Source organism: Mesorhizobium sp. M0626 (genome assembly GCF_040320665.1).
GTDB lineage: Bacteria > Pseudomonadota > Alphaproteobacteria > Rhizobiales > Rhizobiaceae > Mesorhizobium.
The window spans coordinates 25,987-43,281 of the sequence record NZ_JAMYQD010000020.1 but is presented as its reverse complement, the minus strand read 5'-3'; the positions used below and the strand labels follow the sequence as shown (position 1 = coordinate 43,281).

At 62.9% G+C, this 17,295-nt stretch carries 12 protein-coding genes; 7 read left to right on the top strand and 5 right to left on the bottom strand.

Annotated elements, in window-relative coordinates; translation table 11 throughout:
* Positions 1-50 precede the first annotated feature (50 nt).
* From NKI37_RS24800 to NKI37_RS24790, 3 genes are all read right to left on the bottom strand, one after another.
* Positions 51-257: a hypothetical protein gene (locus NKI37_RS24800; protein WP_023683046.1), complete on the bottom strand. Its 207-nt coding sequence runs from the start codon at positions 255-257 to the stop codon at positions 51-53.
* A gap of 80 nt (positions 258-337) precedes the next feature.
* A complete protein-coding gene (locus NKI37_RS24795) occupies positions 338-958 on the bottom strand; it encodes a ribonuclease D (protein ID WP_023698188.1) in 621 nt (206 codons plus the stop codon).
* A gap of 77 nt (positions 959-1,035) precedes the next feature.
* Positions 1,036-2,421, bottom strand: coding sequence for a M20/M25/M40 family metallo-hydrolase (locus tag NKI37_RS24790; RefSeq protein ID WP_352788376.1), 1,386 nt, complete (start codon positions 2,419-2,421; stop codon positions 1,036-1,038).
* A 444-nt stretch (positions 2,422-2,865) separates the two neighbouring features.
* Between NKI37_RS24790 and polA the strand changes: the two genes are divergently transcribed.
* Positions 2,866-5,793: a DNA polymerase I gene (gene polA, locus NKI37_RS24785; protein WP_352788480.1), complete on the top strand. Its 2,928-nt coding sequence runs from the start codon at positions 2,866-2,868 to the stop codon at positions 5,791-5,793.
* A gap of 7 nt (positions 5,794-5,800) precedes the next feature.
* On the top strand, positions 5,801-6,289 hold the full coding sequence (locus NKI37_RS24780) for a macro domain-containing protein (RefSeq protein WP_352788373.1): 489 nt from the start codon (positions 5,801-5,803) through the stop codon (positions 6,287-6,289).
* An 8-nt stretch (positions 6,290-6,297) separates the two neighbouring features.
* Here NKI37_RS24780 and NKI37_RS24775 read toward each other — a convergent pair whose 3' ends face one another.
* The gene (locus NKI37_RS24775; protein ID WP_023686595.1) at positions 6,298-6,702 is read right to left on the bottom strand and encodes a Fur family transcriptional regulator; all 405 of its coding nucleotides are present in this window, start codon (positions 6,700-6,702) and stop codon (positions 6,298-6,300) included.
* Positions 6,703-6,997: 295 nt separating this feature from the next.
* Between NKI37_RS24775 and NKI37_RS24770 the strand changes: the two genes are divergently transcribed.
* The 5 genes from NKI37_RS24770 (at position 6,998) to amrB (ending at position 15,313) form a co-directional block, all read left to right on the top strand.
* Positions 6,998-9,217: a caspase family protein gene (locus NKI37_RS24770; protein WP_023815741.1), complete on the top strand. Its 2,220-nt coding sequence runs from the start codon at positions 6,998-7,000 to the stop codon at positions 9,215-9,217.
* 89 nt (positions 9,218-9,306) lie between these two features.
* A complete protein-coding gene (locus tag NKI37_RS24765; protein ID WP_027049727.1) occupies positions 9,307-9,699 on the top strand; it encodes a hypothetical protein in 393 nt (130 codons plus the stop codon).
* Entirely contained in the window at positions 9,696-10,409 is a 714-nt protein-coding gene (locus tag NKI37_RS24760; RefSeq protein ID WP_023669792.1) for a DUF4760 domain-containing protein, read from the top strand. Before NKI37_RS24765 ends, NKI37_RS24760 begins: the two co-directional genes overlap by 4 nt.
* Before the next feature lie 57 nt (positions 10,410-10,466).
* Complete coding sequence (locus NKI37_RS24755; RefSeq protein WP_352788370.1) at positions 10,467-13,445, top strand: hypothetical protein; 2,979 nt, start codon at positions 10,467-10,469, stop codon at positions 13,443-13,445.
* 149 nt (positions 13,446-13,594) lie between these two features.
* On the top strand, positions 13,595-15,313 hold the full coding sequence (amrB, locus tag NKI37_RS24750) for an AmmeMemoRadiSam system protein B (protein WP_023735125.1): 1,719 nt from the start codon (positions 13,595-13,597) through the stop codon (positions 15,311-15,313).
* A gap of 29 nt (positions 15,314-15,342) precedes the next feature.
* Here amrB and NKI37_RS24745 read toward each other — a convergent pair whose 3' ends face one another.
* Positions 15,343-17,145, bottom strand: a complete 1,803-nt coding sequence (locus NKI37_RS24745) for an MORN repeat-containing protein (RefSeq protein ID WP_352788367.1) — start codon at positions 17,143-17,145, stop codon at positions 15,343-15,345.
* Positions 17,146-17,295 lie beyond the last annotated feature (150 nt).

The following is a 17,295-nucleotide window of genomic DNA, read 5'->3' as shown; positions in this document are numbered from 1 at the left end:
ATATCAACGACTTCAGGCTATGCGAAAGCAGTTGCACCCGCCAGCGACGCTCATTGGTCGTCGTCATCGTCGCTGGAGACTGGCCGCCAGCTGGTCGGGTCGACCTTTTTCTGGGTATCGCTGTCGGTGTAGACCCACCAGGCGCCGTCGCGATATTGCCCGACGGATTCGCTGACGACGCCGGCGCCGTCCTTCCACAGGACAGTGACCTTGGATCCATCCGTCGGGGCGGTCGCTATCGGTTTGCGGTCTGCCACGTCATCCCCCTCATTGAGTCGACAGAACGCCACGACGCGTGTCTGGTTGCAAGGCTGCCGGAAGAGTTATCCGAAGGCCATCAGCTGTGGGCAAAAATATCCTCTTCGTCCCAACCCATCAAATCGAGCTTGGCACGCGTCGGCAGGAAGCGGAAGCAGGCGTCGGCTTCCTTGGTGCGCCCGTCCCGCGCCAGGCGTCCAGCCAGCACCTCGCGCAGACGGTGCAGATAGAGAACGTCGGAAGCGGCATATTCGAGCTGTTCGGGCGACAGGGTCTCGGCCGCCCAGTCCGACGATTGCTGCGCCTTCGACAGGCCGACGCCAAGCAGTTCGAAGCAGATGTCCTTCAAGCCGTGCCGGTCGGTATAAGTGCGGGTCAGCCGCGAGGCGATCTTGGTGCAGAACACCGGCTCCGGCATGACGCCGAAGGCGTTGTAGAGCACGGCGAGGTCGAAACGGCCGTAGTGGAACAGTTTCGATATGCCGCGGTTGCGGAGCAGGCTGACGAGGTTCGGCGCTTTCTTCTGGCCGGGCGCGATCTGGATCACGTCGGCGGAGCCATCGCCCGGAGAGATCTGCACCACGCACAGCCGGTCGCGGTGCGGGTTCAAGCCCAGCGTCTCGGTATCGATGGCCACCGCGTCGACATTGTAGTGGGCGAGGTCGGGCAGATCGTTCTTGTGGAAGCGGATGTCGGGCATAGTTGTCTCCGGATCGCGGCGTAACTCGTCCTCGCCGCGATCCGCTGAAAAATCAACAAGAAAACTTCCCAGCCTCCTCAGCGCGTCAGCGCATCGAGAATGCGCGCCCACGAGCGCTGGCCCTTGTGGAAGGAGGTCAGCTCGTATTTCTCGTTGGGCGAGTGGATGCGGTCGTCGTCGAGGCCGAACCCGACCAGCAGCGATTCCATGCCGAGATAGGTCTGGAAGTCGCCGACCACCGGTATCGAGCCTCCGCTGCCCGTCGTCACCGCTGGCTTCGGCCATTCATCCGACAGCGCAGTCTTGGCCTTGGCCAGGAATGGCGAGTCGTAGGAAAGCTGAATTGCCGGCCCGCCGCCATGCGGGTGGAATTCGACCGAACAGTCCCTGGGAATGCGCGCCTCGACGAATTCCCGGAACGCGGCGCGGATCTTCTCGGGGTCCTGCTTGTGGACAAGACGGAAGGAGATTTTCGATGATGCTTCCGCGGCGATCACCGTCTTGAACCCCTTGCCGGTATAGCCGCCGATGATGCCGTTGAACTCGGCCGTCGGCCGCGCCCAGGTCAGTTCCATCACCGAGCGGCCTTTTTCGCCCGACGGGATCGAGAGGCCGATCGGTCCGAGGAAGGTCTCGGCTGTCTCGCCCAATGTCTCCCAGGATTTCAGGATCTGCGACGGCGTCTCCTCGACCCCGTCATAGAAGCCGGGAATGGTGATGTGGCCGTTCTCGTCATGGATGTCGGCGAGGATTTTCGCCAGGATGCGGATCGGGTTGGCGGCGGCGCCGCCATAGAGGCCCGAATGCAGGTCGCGATCGGCGGCCTTGACGGTGACCTCCTCGCCGACCATTCCGCGCAGCGAAACGCAGATCGACGGCGTCTCGCGGTCCCACATGCCGGTGTCGCAGACCAGCGCGAAATCGGCCTTCAGCTCATCGGCATTGGCCTCGAGGAACGGCTTCAGCGACGGCGAACCGGACTCCTCCTCGCCCTCGAACAGGATGGTGATGCGGCACGGCAGATTGCCATGCACCTGTTTCCAGGCGCGGCAGGCCTCGACGAAGGTCATCAGCTGCCCCTTGTCGTCCGCCGAGCCGCGGCCGGTGATTACCTTGTGACCGGGCTCGATCTCCTTTACCGCCGGCGCAAACGGGTCGTTCTCCCAAAGCTCGATTGGGTCGACCGGCTGCACGTCGTAATGGCCGTAAAATAGCACATGCGGCGAGCCGGCGGGGCCTTCATGGTGCGCAACCACCATCGGGTGTCCCGGCGTGTCGCGCACGGAAGCGTCGAAGCCGATCAGCTTGAGCTCCGCCACCAGCCATTCGGCGGCCTTGCGGCAGTCGGCGGCATAGTGGGAATCGGTCGAGATCGACTTGATGCGAAGCAGGCCGAACAGGCGCTCCAGGCTATGGTCGAGATTTTTATCGAGACGGTCTAGGACGGAGGAAATAGTGGACATTACTGCGGGCCTTTCTTTTCGGTGCCGGGACCGTAAAGGCAGCGCATCAAAACGAAAAGCCCGCGATCGTTGGACCACGGACCGTAAACACTTGTCAGAAGGCAAAAAAGAACCGCCGTGGTGGAGGGGAACCACGGCGGTCTTTTACTCGAAACGATGCGGCAGCCCGGAGAGGGGGGATAGGCTGCCGCAATTGTCCGGGATAGGCGGGGGACGGGCCTTGCTCCGGACTCGGCGAAAACTGCCGATGACCCTTATTTGTGTCTCGGATCGTGGCGTTTCAAGGGCACAAAAATTACACTTTTGTAACATAGCCGTGAGCGCCGAGGCAAACAGCAGCAGGGCCTATCGGCAGGCAAGCTCTGTCAGCATGTCGCCGCAACACCTGTTGGAAGCCCGCCTTTGCCATGGACCGCGCCGTCCTGCCGCGCTATCCCTGCCGGCATGAAAAAAGGCGACCATCTCTTCCTTATCGACGGCTCCGGCTACATCTTTCGCGCCTATCATGCGCTGCCGCCGCTGACCCGCAAATCCGATGGGCTGCCGGTCGGCGCGGTCTCCGGCTTCTGCAACATGTTGTGGAAGCTGATGCAGGACGCCCGCAACACCGATGTAGGCATCGTGCCGACGCATTTAGCGGTCATTTTCGATTATTCGTCGAAAACCTTCCGCAACGATCTCTACCCGGAATACAAGGCCAACCGCAACGCGCCGCCCGAAGACCTGATCCCGCAATTCGGTCTGATCCGCCAGGCAACCGTGGCCTTCAACCTGCCTTGCATCGAGATCGAAGGCTACGAGGCCGACGACCTCATCGCCACCTATGCCAGGCTGGCGTGCGAGGCCGGCGGCGACACCACTATCATCTCCTCTGACAAGGATCTGATGCAGCTGGTCGGACCCACGGTCGGCATGTACGACCCGATGAAGGACCGCCAGATCGGCATCCCCGAAGTAATCGAGAAATGGGGCGTGCCGCCGGAAAAGATGATCGATCTGCAGGCGCTGACCGGCGACTCCGTCGACAATGTGCCGGGCGTACCCGGCATCGGGCCGAAAACGGCGGCGCAGCTTCTGGAACAGTTCGGCGACCTTGACGGGTTGCTCGCCCGGGCCAGCGAGATCAAGCAGGACAAGAGGCGCGAATCCATCATCGCCAATGCCGACAAGGCGCGCATATCGCGCCAGCTGGTGACGCTGAAGAACGACGTGCCGGTGACCGACGGGCTCGACGATTTCGTGCTGCATGCGCCGGATGGGCCGAAGCTGATCGGCTTTCTCAAAACCATGGAATTCACCTCGCTGACCCGCCGTGTGGCCGAGGCGACCAGCACCGAAGCCGGCGATGTGCAGGCTGTCGCAGTCACCGTCGAGCGCGCCGACACCGCGCACGGCCCCGATGTCGGTTCCGGCATAGCGGCGCCTGCGGCAACACAGGATGAAGCCAAAACCGAAACCGCCAGGGCCGGCGACGCCCCTTCGCTGCTTGCCGCACTTCGCCTTGAAACGGCCGCTGCGGCCAAAATCGATCCCGCCGCCTATGTTGCCATCCGCGACACGGCGACGCTCAAGGCCTGGTTGGCCCAAGCCAAGGAGACCGGGATCGTCGCCTTCGACACCGAAACCACGTCTTCCGATCCGATGCTGGCCGACCTCATCGGTTTCTCCCTGGCGATCGGCCCCGGCCGCGCCGCCTATGTGCCGCTCGCCCACAAGAGCGGCGCCGGCGACCTGCTCGGCGGCGGCACGCTGGAGAACCAGATTCCGGTCCGCGAGGCGCTGGCGCTGCTGAAGCCGCTGCTGGAAGACAAATCGGTGCTCAAGATCGCCCAGGACGCCAAATACGACATCGTCGTCATGAGCCGCCACGGCATCGATATCGCACCCTTCGACGACACGATGTTGATTTCCTATGTGCTCGACGCCGGCACCGGCCACCACACTTTGTCCTCGCTTGCCGACAAATGGCTCGGCCATGCCACGACGCCGCTCAAGGATCTCGCCGGTTCCGGCAGAAGCTCGGTCGGGTTCGACCAGGTCGACATCGACCGGGCGATCACCTACGCCGCCGGCCATGCCGACGTGACGCTGCGGCTGTGGCAGGTGCTGAAGCCGCGGCTTGCCGCCAAGGGCCTCGTCTCGGTCTATGAGCGGCTGGAGCGGCCGCTGGTGCCGGTGTTGGCCCGGATGGAACAGCGTGGCATCTCGGTCGACCGCCAGATCCTGTCGCGGCTCTCCGGCGAGCTGGCGCAAGGCGCCGCACGGCTGGAGGAGGAGATCTACGGCCTTGTCGGCGAGCGCATCAACATCGGGTCGCCAAAGCAGCTGGGCGACATCCTGTTCGGCCGCATGGGCCTGCCCGGCGGCTCCAAGACCAAGACCGGACAATGGTCGACTTCCGCGCAGCTTCTGGAAGACCTCGCCGCCGAAGGCCACGAACTGCCGCGCAAGATCGTCGACTGGCGCCAGCTGACCAAGCTGAAATCGACCTATACCGACGCGCTGCCCGGCTTCATCCATCCCGACACCAGGCGCGTGCACACATCGTATGCGCTGGCCGCAACGACGACGGGCCGGCTGTCCTCCTCCGATCCCAATCTGCAGAACATCCCGGTGCGCACCGCGGAGGGACGCAAGATCAGGACGGCCTTCATCGCCGACAAGGGCCAGAAACTAGTCTCGGCCGACTACAGCCAGATCGAACTGCGCGTGCTTGCCCACGTCGCCGAGATCCCGCAGTTGAAGCAGGCCTTCGCCGATGGCGCCGACATCCACGCCATCACCGCCTCGGAAATGTTCAACGTGCCGGTCGAAGGCATGCCTTCCGAAGTGCGCCGCCGCGCCAAGGCAATCAATTTCGGCATCATCTACGGCATCTCGGCCTTTGGGCTGGCCAACCAGCTGTCGATCCCGCGCGAGGAGGCCGGCGCCTACATCAAGAAATACTTCGAGCGTTTCCCCGGCATCCGCGACTATATCGAGGCAACAAAAGCCTATGCCCGCGAGCATGGCTTCGTCGAAACCATCTTCGGCCGCCGCATCCACTATCCTGAGATCCGGTCGTCAAACCCGTCGATCCGTGCCTTCAACGAGCGCGCCTCGATCAACGCCAGGCTGCAAGGCACCGCTGCCGATATCATCCGCCGCGCCATGGTGCATATGGACGAGGCGCTGGAAAAGGCCGGCCTGTCCGCCCGCATGCTCTTGCAGGTGCATGACGAATTGATCTTCGAGACGGTTGAAGCGGAAGTCGAGGCGACGATCCCCGTGGTGCGCAGGGTGATGGAGAACGCGCCGATGCCGGCCATCTCGATGTCGGTGCCGCTGCATGTCGACGCCCGCGCAGCGAACAACTGGGACGAGGCGCATTGAAGGTGCGATGATTGTCTTTGTCACCGGAGACCTGCTGGCCGCCCAGGAAAGCTATATCGCTCAAGGCGTGGCAGAGGGCAATCAAGAGGGCCTTGGCACCGGACTTGCGCTGAAGATTTCGAAAAAGTGGCCGAATGTGCAGGCTGCGTTCAAGAAATATGCTCGGACCGGCAGGTTTATTGGGGGTCATATCTGGACATTGGAGCCAGACGGCAATCAGCCGGGCTTATTTATCTGGCAACCCAGCCAGATATGGTATCACGCCACGCTTCCCTATTTACGGAAAGCAGTTCGCGGGCTTGTGAAATGGGCCGACAAAAACCGGGTAGAATCCATCGCCTTGCCAAAAATCGGGTCTGGCCTTGGCAAATTATCTTGGCTCGACGAGGTGAAACCCCTGCTTATGGAGCAGCTAACACCTGGGCCTACGCGGTACGTCGTCTATGAGACATTCTTGAACGAATTCGAGAATAGCGCACCGCCTCGGCTCAAGTAGGAAGCAAGCTAAGCCGCTTCAGCCAGGCACTTGGCACACGTCCCCCGAAACTCGATGACCGCCTTCTTCGCAGCAAACCCGGTCGAGCGCACCCATTCGTCCAGCCGGTGGCCGACGTCATGGTCGGACATCTCCATCACCTGCCCGCATGTGTCGCAGATAGCGAAGGCTGTCATCGAATGCGTATGGTCGTGCGGTTCGGCGCAGGCGACGAAGGAGTTGAGGCTTTCCAACCGGTGCACGAAGCCTGACTTCACCAGGCTGTCGAGCGCCCGGTAAACCTGTAGCGGCGCGCGGAAACCGCGCTCGCGCAGCTGGTCGAGAAGCGTATAGGCGCTGAGCGGTCCGCTGGCGGCCTCGAGCTTTTCGAGCACGCTCAGCTGATTCTTCGTCAGCACATCCCTTGCCGCCATGATCCCGTTTTCCGATCGTTTAGAGCATGATGCCGAAAAGTGTGGAGCGGTTCTCGGACGACATCATGTTCTATCTGTTTGATCCAGCGCCGCTCGCAAATCATTTCTGCCATGCGACGGTCTCAATTCCCTTGAGATAGCGATGAAGCGGGCTTTTTGCCACTGTTTCCGTTATCGCCATCGACACCATGACCACCACCGCCGATTGACGGCACCGACCACATTCAAAATACTGACAAAATTCGCGACGAAAGGTGCCGCACTTGCAAATTCGATCGGGCTTGGGGAAGCAATTATGATCAAACTGACACGACGGACGCTGCTCGTCGGCACGTCGGCGCTTGTGGCTGCCGGTACGGTCTCGTTCCGCGCCCTCGCCGCCTCGCGCACCTATCACGCGCTGCTGGTTGCCTGCACCGACTATCCGAACCTGCCGCAGAAGAACTGGCTGATCGGGCCGAAGAACGATGCCGGCCTAGTGCGCGACTATCTCCTGAAGAACACGCCCGATCCGGTGAAGTTCTCGGCCGAGAACGTGATCCTGCTCGCCAAGGACGTCGAAGGCGCCAACGGCCCGCCGACGCATGCGGCGATCAAGGCCGCTCTTGCCGACCTCGCCGGCAAGGTGCAACGCGACGATTTCGTCTATCTGCATCTGTCGGGCCACGGCGCCCAGCAGCCGCAAGCCAAGGCCGGTGACGAGACCGACGGCCTCGACGAGATTTTCCTGCCGTCCGATATCGACAAATGGATCAACCGCGAAGAGGGCGTGCCGAACGCGCTGGTCGACAACGAGGTCGGCGCCGCACTCGACGCCATCCGCGACAAGGGCGCCTTTGTCTGGGTGGTGTTCGACTGCTGCCATTCCGGCACCGCGACGCGCGCCGCGGAAGTCGATGACGAACTGGAGCGCAAGGTCGAGTTCGCCGACCTCGTCGGCGGCGACGACGCGGCGAGAGCAGCCGCGGTGAAGGCCTATGACGACATCTCGGCAAGCGCATCGCGCGGTTTCGACGAGAATGGCGGCCGCAAGCCGGCCTTCAACCTGACGCCGACCGGCGCAGAGCCGATCGCCAGGGGCAAGCTGGTCGCCTTCTATGCCGCGCAGACGGTCGAGACGACGCCGGAAATGCCGCTGCCCAAGGGCACGCCCGACGCGCCGCGCTTCGGCCTGTTCACCTTCACCATCCTGTCGAAATTGGCCGAGAACCCCAACGTCACCTATCGCCAGCTCGGCCAGGCCGTGCTGCAGCAATATTCGGCCGACGGCCGCACAAGGCCGACGCCCCTGTTCGAGGGCGAACTGGACGCCCGCGTGTTCGGCACCGACAAGACCGACGCCGTCATGCAATGGCCGATTGCCGTCAAGGACGGCGATGTCGCGATCGGCGCCGGGCTGCTGCAGGGTCTGACCCCCGGCAGCAAGCTCGCCATTTTGCCTTCGGCGCTGTCGAAGCTCTCCGACGCCGTCGGCTATCTCGAAGTGAAATCGGCAAAAAACCTCGAAAGCCAGCTCGCACCGGTCGAATTCGACGGCAAGCCGGCGCTTGCGCCGACGGCGGTGCCCGCCGGCGCCTATGCGCGCGTTGCCGAACTCGCCGTCGACTACAAGCTGCTGGTGGCAAAGCCGGCGCCGACCGCAGGGCTCGAAAAAGAAACCGAGCTGGTCAATTCGGTTCTGGACGAATTGGTGGCGAAGCCGAAGTCCGGCTTCCACATCGCGCTGGTCGAGCCTGGCAAGAGCGCCGATCTGCGGCTTGCGGTGCTGCGCGAAAAATCCATGGACGGCGCTGCCGCCAACGCCAGCGACGAACCGGCGCTGTGGTTCCTGCCGGCGTCCGGCGACATCAGCCTGAAGGACGGCAGCAAGCCGCCGCGCATCGTCATCCATCAGGATGGCCGCGACAAGCTTGCGGAAAACACAGCCAAGACCCTGACCACGATCTTCCGCGCCACCGGCCTGTCGCGGCTCGCCGCGGCGTCCGACTACCGGCCGGACGAGGTCAGCGTCCAGTTCCTGATCAAGCGCCAGGACAGCGATGCGCTGGAGCCGATCGAATCGTCAACGGTGCCGCGCGTTTCGCCGGGCGATCAGGTACACATTGCGGCCAAGAACGGGTCCGACGAGTTCGTCGACATCAACGTGCTGTATATCGGCAGCGACTATTCGATCGCCCACATCGTCGCCGAGCGGCTGGCGCCGATCAACCAGCAGGCCGACCAGGGCCTGAAGGAAGGGCTGCTCGCCTTCACCGACACCAGCTTCGGCATGGAGCGCATGATTGCCGTGCTGACCGAGGCGCCGCCGCAAAGCGAGAAAGAGGATCTGAGCTTTCTTGCCCAGGAAGGCGTGCGCGCCGTGACGCGTGCCGCATCGGGAACGCCTGGTTTTTCCGACATGCTGGCCGACATCGGCATGGCACCGGCAACGCGCTCCGTGATGCGGCTTGCCGACAAGAGCGGTCCCAAAGGCGCGGTGATGATCTTCCCGATGGAGACGGTGCCCCGCGCCTGACCTGACATTGCTTCGCCGGCTCTTGTAGGCGTGATATATGAACATTCCCGGCTCGCGACACCTCTATGCGCCGCGGCTGGATGCAACAGATGAGGACATCAGTGACTATCCCCGTGCTCTCCTGGCGTGCAGCGACGGTCGGCCTTGCCGGCAGCCTGTTGCTGGTTGCCAGCGCCTCGGCGGACGAGAATTGCGGCCTGTGCGCCAAGCAGATCGTCACCAATTCCGAGCTCGCCACCTGCTTTCTCGACCAGTACGACCAGATCGCCAAGACCGGCAACACGGCCGTTGTCGTCGATCTCTCCAGCTGCGCCTCGCGCGGCGTGGTCGAGCCCTTGCCGTCACCCAGCAAGGCGGCTGCCGAACCGGACGTGCAGTTCATGATTTCGCGCACGCAGCTCGATTGCCTGAAAAAGAAGCTGGAGACACCCGGCATCGTGCTCGATCCCACCGCCATCATCCAACTGGACAGCTGCGGATGAAAAAGCCGGGGGGCGCTGCAACGCAGAAATCGCCGGCCACATCGGCGCCTCCGCCGGCCAAGAAGCCGGCGACCTTGCCCGAAACCACCGAAGGCTTTCCGTGGCCGAGCAGTCACGAGATCAAGAAGGAAGCCAACCCCTTCACCGACCGCGACTGGCGCATGCTGATCTACGCCTGGTCGGGTCTCGCCGTGCGCCTGGCGATCATCTTCACCTTGGCCTTCTCGGTCTTCCAGTTTCTCGCAAACCAGGAACAGAAGCGCGTCGAGCAGACGATGTCGCTGGTCGAGCTTTGGGAAAGCAAGGATTTTCAGCAGGCGCAGCGCGCGCTCAAGGAGCGCCTCTCGTCGCTCAACGCCAAATACGACAATCTGCTCAGCGCCACGCCGTCGCCAACCGAGGAACAGGTTTTCCGGCAACGCATCGGCATCGAGGCGATGACTGCCGGCGGCGGCACCATGCCGATCGCCGATTTCAACGACAATTTCGACCGCATCGTCTATTTCCTCAATCGTCTCTCCATCTGCGTCGAGGGCAAGCTCTGTTCGCGCGATGTCGCCGATGCCTATTTCCGCGACTATGCGGTGTCGTTCTGGAGCTATTTTGCCGGCTACATCGAAAAAGAACGCAAGGCCGGTTCCGCCAATTATGCCCAGGCGATCGAGAATTATGTGCGTCACGGGTCGCCGCCGTCCGCCGACTCCAAATAGCGGCGCAACAAGGTGCCGGTCAGCTCCCATGCCCTGCGTGCTTTCCGGTGGCTGGTCATGCTCGGTCTTCTGGCGCTGGCGTCGGTCGCCCGTGCCGAGGACCTCGATTTCCATCTCGATCTCAACACCGGCGGCCACAGCGCCAGGGTCACCGACCTTGCCTTCACGCCGGACGGCGAGGAACTGGTCTCCGCATCTGACGACAAGACCATCCGCATCTGGGACTGGCAGAGCGGGGTGACGCTCCGCACCATTCGCGGCTATCTTGGCAATGGCAATGACGGCAAGGTCTTTGCGATTGCCGTGTCGCCGGACGGCAAGACGATCGCCGCCGGCGGTTATTTCGGCGCCGGCATCGGCGACAAGCCCCCTTATGGCGATATCAGGCTGTTCGATTTCGCCACCGGCAAGATCAAAACCGTGCTCAAGGCCGCCGACTATGCCATCTATGATGTCGCCTTTTCACCCCACGGAAACACGCTCGCCGCCGGCGGTGGCGATGGTTTCGTCTACCTCTGGCGGGCGGACGACAAATCCGCGTCGGGCTGGACGCTGGCGGAAAAACTCGATGCCGATTCCTGGCGTGTGGAAAAGCTCGCCTTCGCCGCTGCGGGAACCCGGCTGGCGGCAGCGACCACCGACAATGGCATAAGGCTCTGGGATGTCGCCAAGGCTGAGGAGATCGCCTTGCCCGCCGAGGCCGAACCGCTGCGCGATGTCGGCGTCGCCGCACTCGCCGTGTCATTGGATGGCAGCCTGTTTGCCACCGGCAGCAAGGACGGCGACGTCCAGCTCTGGCAGGCCAGCACGGGCAAATTCGTCCGCGCCATGCCGAAGCAGGATTTCCAGATCGGCGCTCTGAGCTTCGCCACGGGTTCGCGGCTTGTCGCGGCCTGCAGCTACCACTGCGCCGACAAGCATCGCTCGGTGGTCTGGAATACCGACAGCGGCGAGCAACTGCTCGACTATAACGGCCATGACGGCACGGTCTTTGCTGGCGCCGGCAATGCCGACGGCTCGCTGGTGGCGACAGCCGGCGGCACCCGCAACGCCATCCAGGTCTGGAACCCCATGACCGGCGAGCGCAAGGCGCTGCTGCAAGGGGTCGGCGAACCGGTGACGGCGATCGGGATCGATGCGGCGAGCAGCTCCATCGCTTGGGGCAACACCAACCCCTGCCCTGAACGCGTGTCCTGTCCCGAGCTGCAGGGCACGCTGGACAAGGTACTGGCACTACCGACGGCCGAGCGGTTCTTCGAAGACCCGGTGGCGTTGGCGGAACAGGGCGCCTATGCCCGCGCGGCACTCGCACAGGGTGAGTGGTCGCTCCGTGCTGCCCCCGGCGGCAAGGACGGCCTGGAGAATGCCGTGCTCGAAATCGCGAGCGGCGGAAAGGTGATGCACAGCATCGAGAATGCCGCCACCGATGGCTTCGTCCATTCGGCTTACACGCTGATCGGCAATGGGCTTGGCCTGATCACCGGCGGCAGCGACGGCACGCTGTTGGAATACAAAACCGCGACCGCCGATGTATCGGGTGAATTCACCGGCCACACCGGCGAGATCAACGCCATGGTTGCCGCCGAGAAGGAAGGGCTGTTGGTCACCGGCAGCGCCGACCAGACCGTGCGGTTGTGGAATTTGAAGAGCCACAAACTGATCGTGTCGATGTTCTTCGCCGGTTCCGAATGGATCGCCTGGATGCCGCAGGGCTACTATTATTCCTCCGCCGACGGCGACAAGTTGATAGGCTGGCACGTCAATCAGGGTCGCGACCACGAAGGGCGTTTCATCAGCGCCGGCCAGCTGAAGAAATATCTCTGGAGCCCGGAAATGGTGCGCCGGGCCATCATCCTGCGCAGCGCCGAACAGGCGGTCCAGGAAATGCGCCCCGGCGTCGACCGCGAGCTGGAAAAGCTGCTCGAGCGCAAATCGCCGGAATTCGGCATCAAGCTTGCCGCCGACCAGAGCAACGTCCGCGAGGGCTATGTCGCCGTCGAGATTTCGGGCGTGCAGGAAGCCGGCGCCGATGTCGCCGGATTTTCGATCCTGTCGAACAGCCGCAATGTCGGCGATGTCACCGCACGCTCGGCCGATGGCGGCAAGAGCATCATCGTCGAAGTGCCGGTCGAGAATGGCGAAAATACCATTCGCATCACCGGCACCAACGAGTTCGGCTATCTGACCGAGCGCAGTGTCACAGCACTTGGCAGGAAAACCGAAAAGCCCGCCAACAAGGGCAAGCTCTACGTCGCCGTGATCGGCGTCGACAAATATCCCTTCCTCACCGATGCATGCGCCGGCCACGCCTGCGATCTGCGCTATCCCGTCGACGACGCTACCGAATTCCTCAAGGTGATCTCGCAGAAATCCGCGCCCTTGTTCTCGGCGATGGAGACGCTGGTTCTGGTCAACCGCGAAGCGCTGGATGAGGCGCCCGATGCCGGCAAGGACGTGTTCAAGGTCGCCAGCGCCGACAGCATCCTGGAGCCGGATTCCGACACCATCGACGACCAGCTCGCCGATTTCCTCGACAGACCCGGCGAGAACGACACCACCATCATTTTCGTCGCCGGTCACGGCATCAACATCGACGAAGACTATTATTTCATCCCCACGGACGGCCGCAAACAGGATCCCGACCGCTGGAAGCGCTCCTCGCTGGTCGACTGGGGCGACATCCAGAAATCGGTTGAGCGGGCCAAGGGCATGCGCTTCATGCTGCTCGACACCTGCCACGCCGCCAACGCCTTCAACCCGCGCTTGGAAAAAGACGCGCAGGACGCACGCATCGTCGTCTTCTCGGCCACCGCTGCCAACAACACCGCCGCCGAACTGCCCGACCTCGGCCATGGCGTCTTCACCTATTCGATCCTCGAAGGCCTGCGCGGCCGGGCCAAGACCTCCGACGGCGGCGTGACGCTGTTCGGCCTCGCCGACTACATATCGCGCGAAGTACTGCGGCTGACCGCGTCCAAGCAGAAGCCGTTCTACTATGTCGGCGGCGTGGAGAACATTGTGCTGGCTGAGCCGTGAGAGGTCGGCACCCAGGCACCCCCCTCTCGCCTGCCGGACATCTCCCCCTCAAGGGGGGAGATCGGTCTCTTCATTGTTGGAGATCTATTTTCAAGGTTGATGATTGGCGAAAGTCGAGGCGACATCCAATCTCCCCCCTTGCGGGGGAGATGTCCGGCAGGACAGCGGGGGGTGCCTGGGCACGGACCAGCATTCTGGTCTTTGCCACCGCCTTGCTTATCCTCTCAGTGCTTCAAGCGTCTGCCGCCCCCATCACCTGCCCGCCCGGCGACACAAACTTCCCGTCCTTCTACTCCGACCCCACACTCTTCACCGACGCCATCGCCGCCGTCGCCAGAATCGAGCCGTCCAACCAACGCCTCACCGGCATCACAGTCCCCCACCACCTGCTCGTCGCAGATCTCGTCGCACTCGGTTTCCACGCCGCGTCCGGCTTCCGCTACAAGCGCATCGTCATCCTGTCACCGGACCATTTCCACGAGACGCAGAAACTCTTCGCCACCACGACGCGCGGCTTCGACACCGTGCTTGGCCCGGTCCTGGCCGACACGGCAGCCCTGCACCTTCTCCAGGCGAACAGCGACATGGTCGAGGACTCCTGCCTCTTCGCCAAGGAGCACGGCGTTCAAGCCATGCTGCCCTTCCTGCACCATTATTTTCCCGAGGCAACCATCGTGCCGGTGGCGATGTCGGTCAAGGCGAAGCGCGGCGACTGGGACCGGCTGGCGCAGGCGCTGAAAGCGATCGTCGACAAGGACACGCTGATCATCGAATCCACCGATTTCTCGCATTATCTGCCGCAGCACGAAGCCAGGCGTTTCGACCAGCAGACGCTGAACATGCTCGCCGCCGGTTCGCTCGACGGCATCGCGGCGCTGCGCCAGCCGGATCACGCCGATTCGGTCGGTGCGCTCTATATCCAGACCAGGCTGCAGCGCGAACTGTTCGGTGCTGCGCCCCTGGTCGTCGCCAACGAGAACTCGCAGGCGCATTCGGGCGACTATGTCGAGCGCACCACCAGCTATGTCGTGGCGCTGTTCGGCGCCTTCGGCCCCGGCTTGAACAATCCTGCCCGTCCCGACGACAAGCTCTATTATTTCGCCGGCGACGTGAATTTCGGTCGCGCCATGATGAGGATCCTGGTCCGCGACGGTGTTGCCGAGAAGATCGTCGACAGCGTGCTGGCCCTGACCCGCTCGCGGCCGCTGATCGTCAATCTCGAAGGCGTCATCCTGCCCAACGTCCCTGAAGCGATCGACGACATGACGCTGGCGATGCCAACCGATCTCGCCATCGGCATGCTGAAGAAATTGCATGTCGCCGCTGTCAGCCTTGCCAACAATCACGCCTATGACCTCGGCCCGTCAGGCTATGCCGAGACGCTGGCCGCTCTGGACGCCGCCGGCATCGCCCATTTCGGCCAGGGCGAGACGCTGGCGCTTGCCGATCTCGACCTGGTCGGGCTGACCGACATTGATACCAACGGCTCCAGGAACACCGACCTTCTGACGCCTGCTTTGCTCGACCGGCTGCTGCACGACAATGCCGAGCGGCCGGTGATTGCCTTCGTCCATTGGGGCCGCGAGTACAAGACGGAGCCGTCGCCGCGCGAGGAGATGCTTGCCGACCAGATGCGGCTGCGCGGCGTCACGGCAATCGTCGGCGGCCATCCGCATGTATCGAGCGAGGCGATCCTTCCGCTCGGCGGCGGCGATGTTGCGGAGATCTATTCGCTCGGCAATTTCCTGTTCGACCAGAAGGCCGAACGATCGTCCGGGTCGATGCTGGAACTCAGGGTGTTCAGCCAGGGCACGATCTTTGCCAGGCTGATCCCGCTGCCCAATTATTTCGAGATGGGCTCGAAATAACGCGATTCCCGAAAGGACGTGACAGGACCTCAACAGCCTTGCATATCTTCCGGCAGATAGCAGACCGCCGGCTTGGTGCTGGTTTCAAACAGCGACTGCTTCGGCCTGAAATAGAAGAACGTGGCCGGCTTGCTCTCCCGTGTGCTGCCATCGGCGAAATGGGCGGCGATGCTGAAGCGATGGATCGACGACATTGACGACCACATTTTCAGCCGTGCCGTGTAGGCGCTGAGATGCTTATTGCCGCGCACCGGCATGGGGATGCTGTAATCGGTCTTGCCGATCGGAAATTCGATGTTCTGGTAGCGCAGCGCTTCGGGCGACGCGCCGCCGCCATCGCCGCATTCGGCGAGCGATTCTGGAACCTCGATGCTGACCAGCGAGACGATGACGCGAAACGGCTCGCTCTGTTGGTAGATAGCGCCCTGTTCGTCCGCCCAGGAATAATCGAGCTTGCCAATCCCGATCACGCTCATTTTCTCGACGCTGCCGCTGATGTAATCGACAACGTCGCCGAACTTGACCTTGTTGGCCACCTGGGCGCGGCAGACATCCAGGCTGTCCCTTGACGGGCAAGTGAAGCGCTCGGTCTCGAGCGTGGTTGTGTCGACGCCGGCTTCAATCAGCACGTTCTTGATCGAGACGTCGACGCCGTCGCCGAAAGTGCCGATGTCCTTCGTGAACGTGCGGCTCGGCTCGCCGGTCGCGTTGTCCTCCTCGTCGGTCCTGGTGAACTGGATCGACATCTTCATGTCTTTCACGTCGCCCCAGCCATTGTTGACGATCGAGAAGTCGGGGCGGAAGCCGACGCAGCCATAATGCTCGCTGATCGACAGCATCGGCTTGCGGTAGGCCTCGCTCGCGGCCACCTTCATTTCCAGGCTGTCGATCTTGACCCTCGACTGGTCGGTGGTCTTGAGGTCGACTTCGGCGAAGGCCGGCGCCGTCTCCCAGTCCATGCCTTCATAGACATTGCCGGTACGAATCTCTCCGGTGCCGTTCCAGGCATCATTGTACTGGTCCGACACCGGATAGATCGCGATGTCTTCGTCGCGCACCAGATGCTGGTACTGCATGTCGGCCTGCTGCGTCATGCGCTGGTCGACGGCAATGCCGATCTCGACCTTGTCGGCGGAACCGCCGCCGGTCTGCGCCTTGAGCAACCCGCCCACTCTGGCATCGGCCAGCACGTCGGGGCGCGCACCGCCGATCTCCTTGCCCATCGCCCATTGCGACCAGTAGACGGTGCCGCCGGGCAACCGGGTGCGGCCCTTGCCATCCTTCAGCCCATCGGCAAAAGAGCCGACGAATATCTTGCCTGTCTTCGTCTCCAGCCTGCCCTCGCCATTCGGCACACCGGCCCTGAATTGCCCTTCATAGCGATTGCCGTCGGCATCGACATGGATCGCATGGCCGTCGAGCTGGCCGGCGACCCAATGGCCGTCGAGAATCTCGCCCGAACGCAGCTCCAGCCGGCCTTGTCCTTCGGGGCGGCCATTCCTGATCTCGCCGAAATAGCTGGAATAGATCGTCTTGGGGTCGTAGCTCGCCGAGCCGCGTACGCGCCAGACCAGCCTGCCCTTGCCGTTGACGGTGCCGTCGGCTGCGACGGTGCGGTCCGGCGACACGCCGGCTGCCGGCTCCCAGGTGAAATCAAGACCCAATTCCGGGTGGGAATCCCAGACCCGTACATTCTTGCGCAGCACCGAACGTGTTTCGCTTTGATAGAGGATTTGCACCCGCTCGGCCCAGGCGCCATCGGGTGCGGCACCGCCTTGATCGGCCATAGCGGAAAAGCATGTCAGTGCGGCCAGCATGGATGCAGCCGCCATCGCTTTGACCCCGAAGATCATTCTTGCCCGCGCCAACTTACCCAACCCCTTGGATCGCCTAGCGTAAGCACCGCTGCAACACAGTGCAAGAGAGGTGTTTCGATACAAAAAAAACCGGCGGCAGGAACGTCCCGCCGCCGGTTTGGTAGT

Excerpts from the sequence above, each read along its gene's own strand:
- NKI37_RS24795 (WP_023698188.1), bottom strand. The coding sequence starts at position 958 with ATGCCCGACATCCGCTTCCACAAGAACGATCTGCCCGACCTCGCCCAC.
- NKI37_RS24790 (WP_352788376.1), bottom strand. The coding sequence starts at position 2,421 with ATGTCCACTATTTCCTCCGTCCTAGACCGTCTCGATAAAAATCTCGAC.
- polA (WP_352788480.1), top strand. The coding sequence starts at position 2,866 with ATGAAAAAAGGCGACCATCTCTTCCTTATCGACGGCTCCGGCTACATC.
- NKI37_RS24780 (WP_352788373.1), top strand. The coding sequence starts at position 5,801 with ATGATTGTCTTTGTCACCGGAGACCTGCTGGCCGCCCAGGAAAGCTAT.
- NKI37_RS24775 (WP_023686595.1), bottom strand. The coding sequence starts at position 6,702 with ATGGCGGCAAGGGATGTGCTGACGAAGAATCAGCTGAGCGTGCTCGAA.
- NKI37_RS24770 (WP_023815741.1), top strand. The coding sequence starts at position 6,998 with ATGATCAAACTGACACGACGGACGCTGCTCGTCGGCACGTCGGCGCTT.
- NKI37_RS24765 (WP_027049727.1), top strand. The coding sequence starts at position 9,307 with ATGAGGACATCAGTGACTATCCCCGTGCTCTCCTGGCGTGCAGCGACG.
- NKI37_RS24760 (WP_023669792.1), top strand. The coding sequence starts at position 9,696 with ATGAAAAAGCCGGGGGGCGCTGCAACGCAGAAATCGCCGGCCACATCG.
- NKI37_RS24755 (WP_352788370.1), top strand. The coding sequence starts at position 10,467 with ATGCTCGGTCTTCTGGCGCTGGCGTCGGTCGCCCGTGCCGAGGACCTC.
- amrB (WP_023735125.1), top strand. The coding sequence starts at position 13,595 with ATGTCCGGCAGGACAGCGGGGGGTGCCTGGGCACGGACCAGCATTCTG.
- NKI37_RS24745 (WP_352788367.1), bottom strand. The coding sequence starts at position 17,145 with ATGGCGGCTGCATCCATGCTGGCCGCACTGACATGCTTTTCCGCTATG.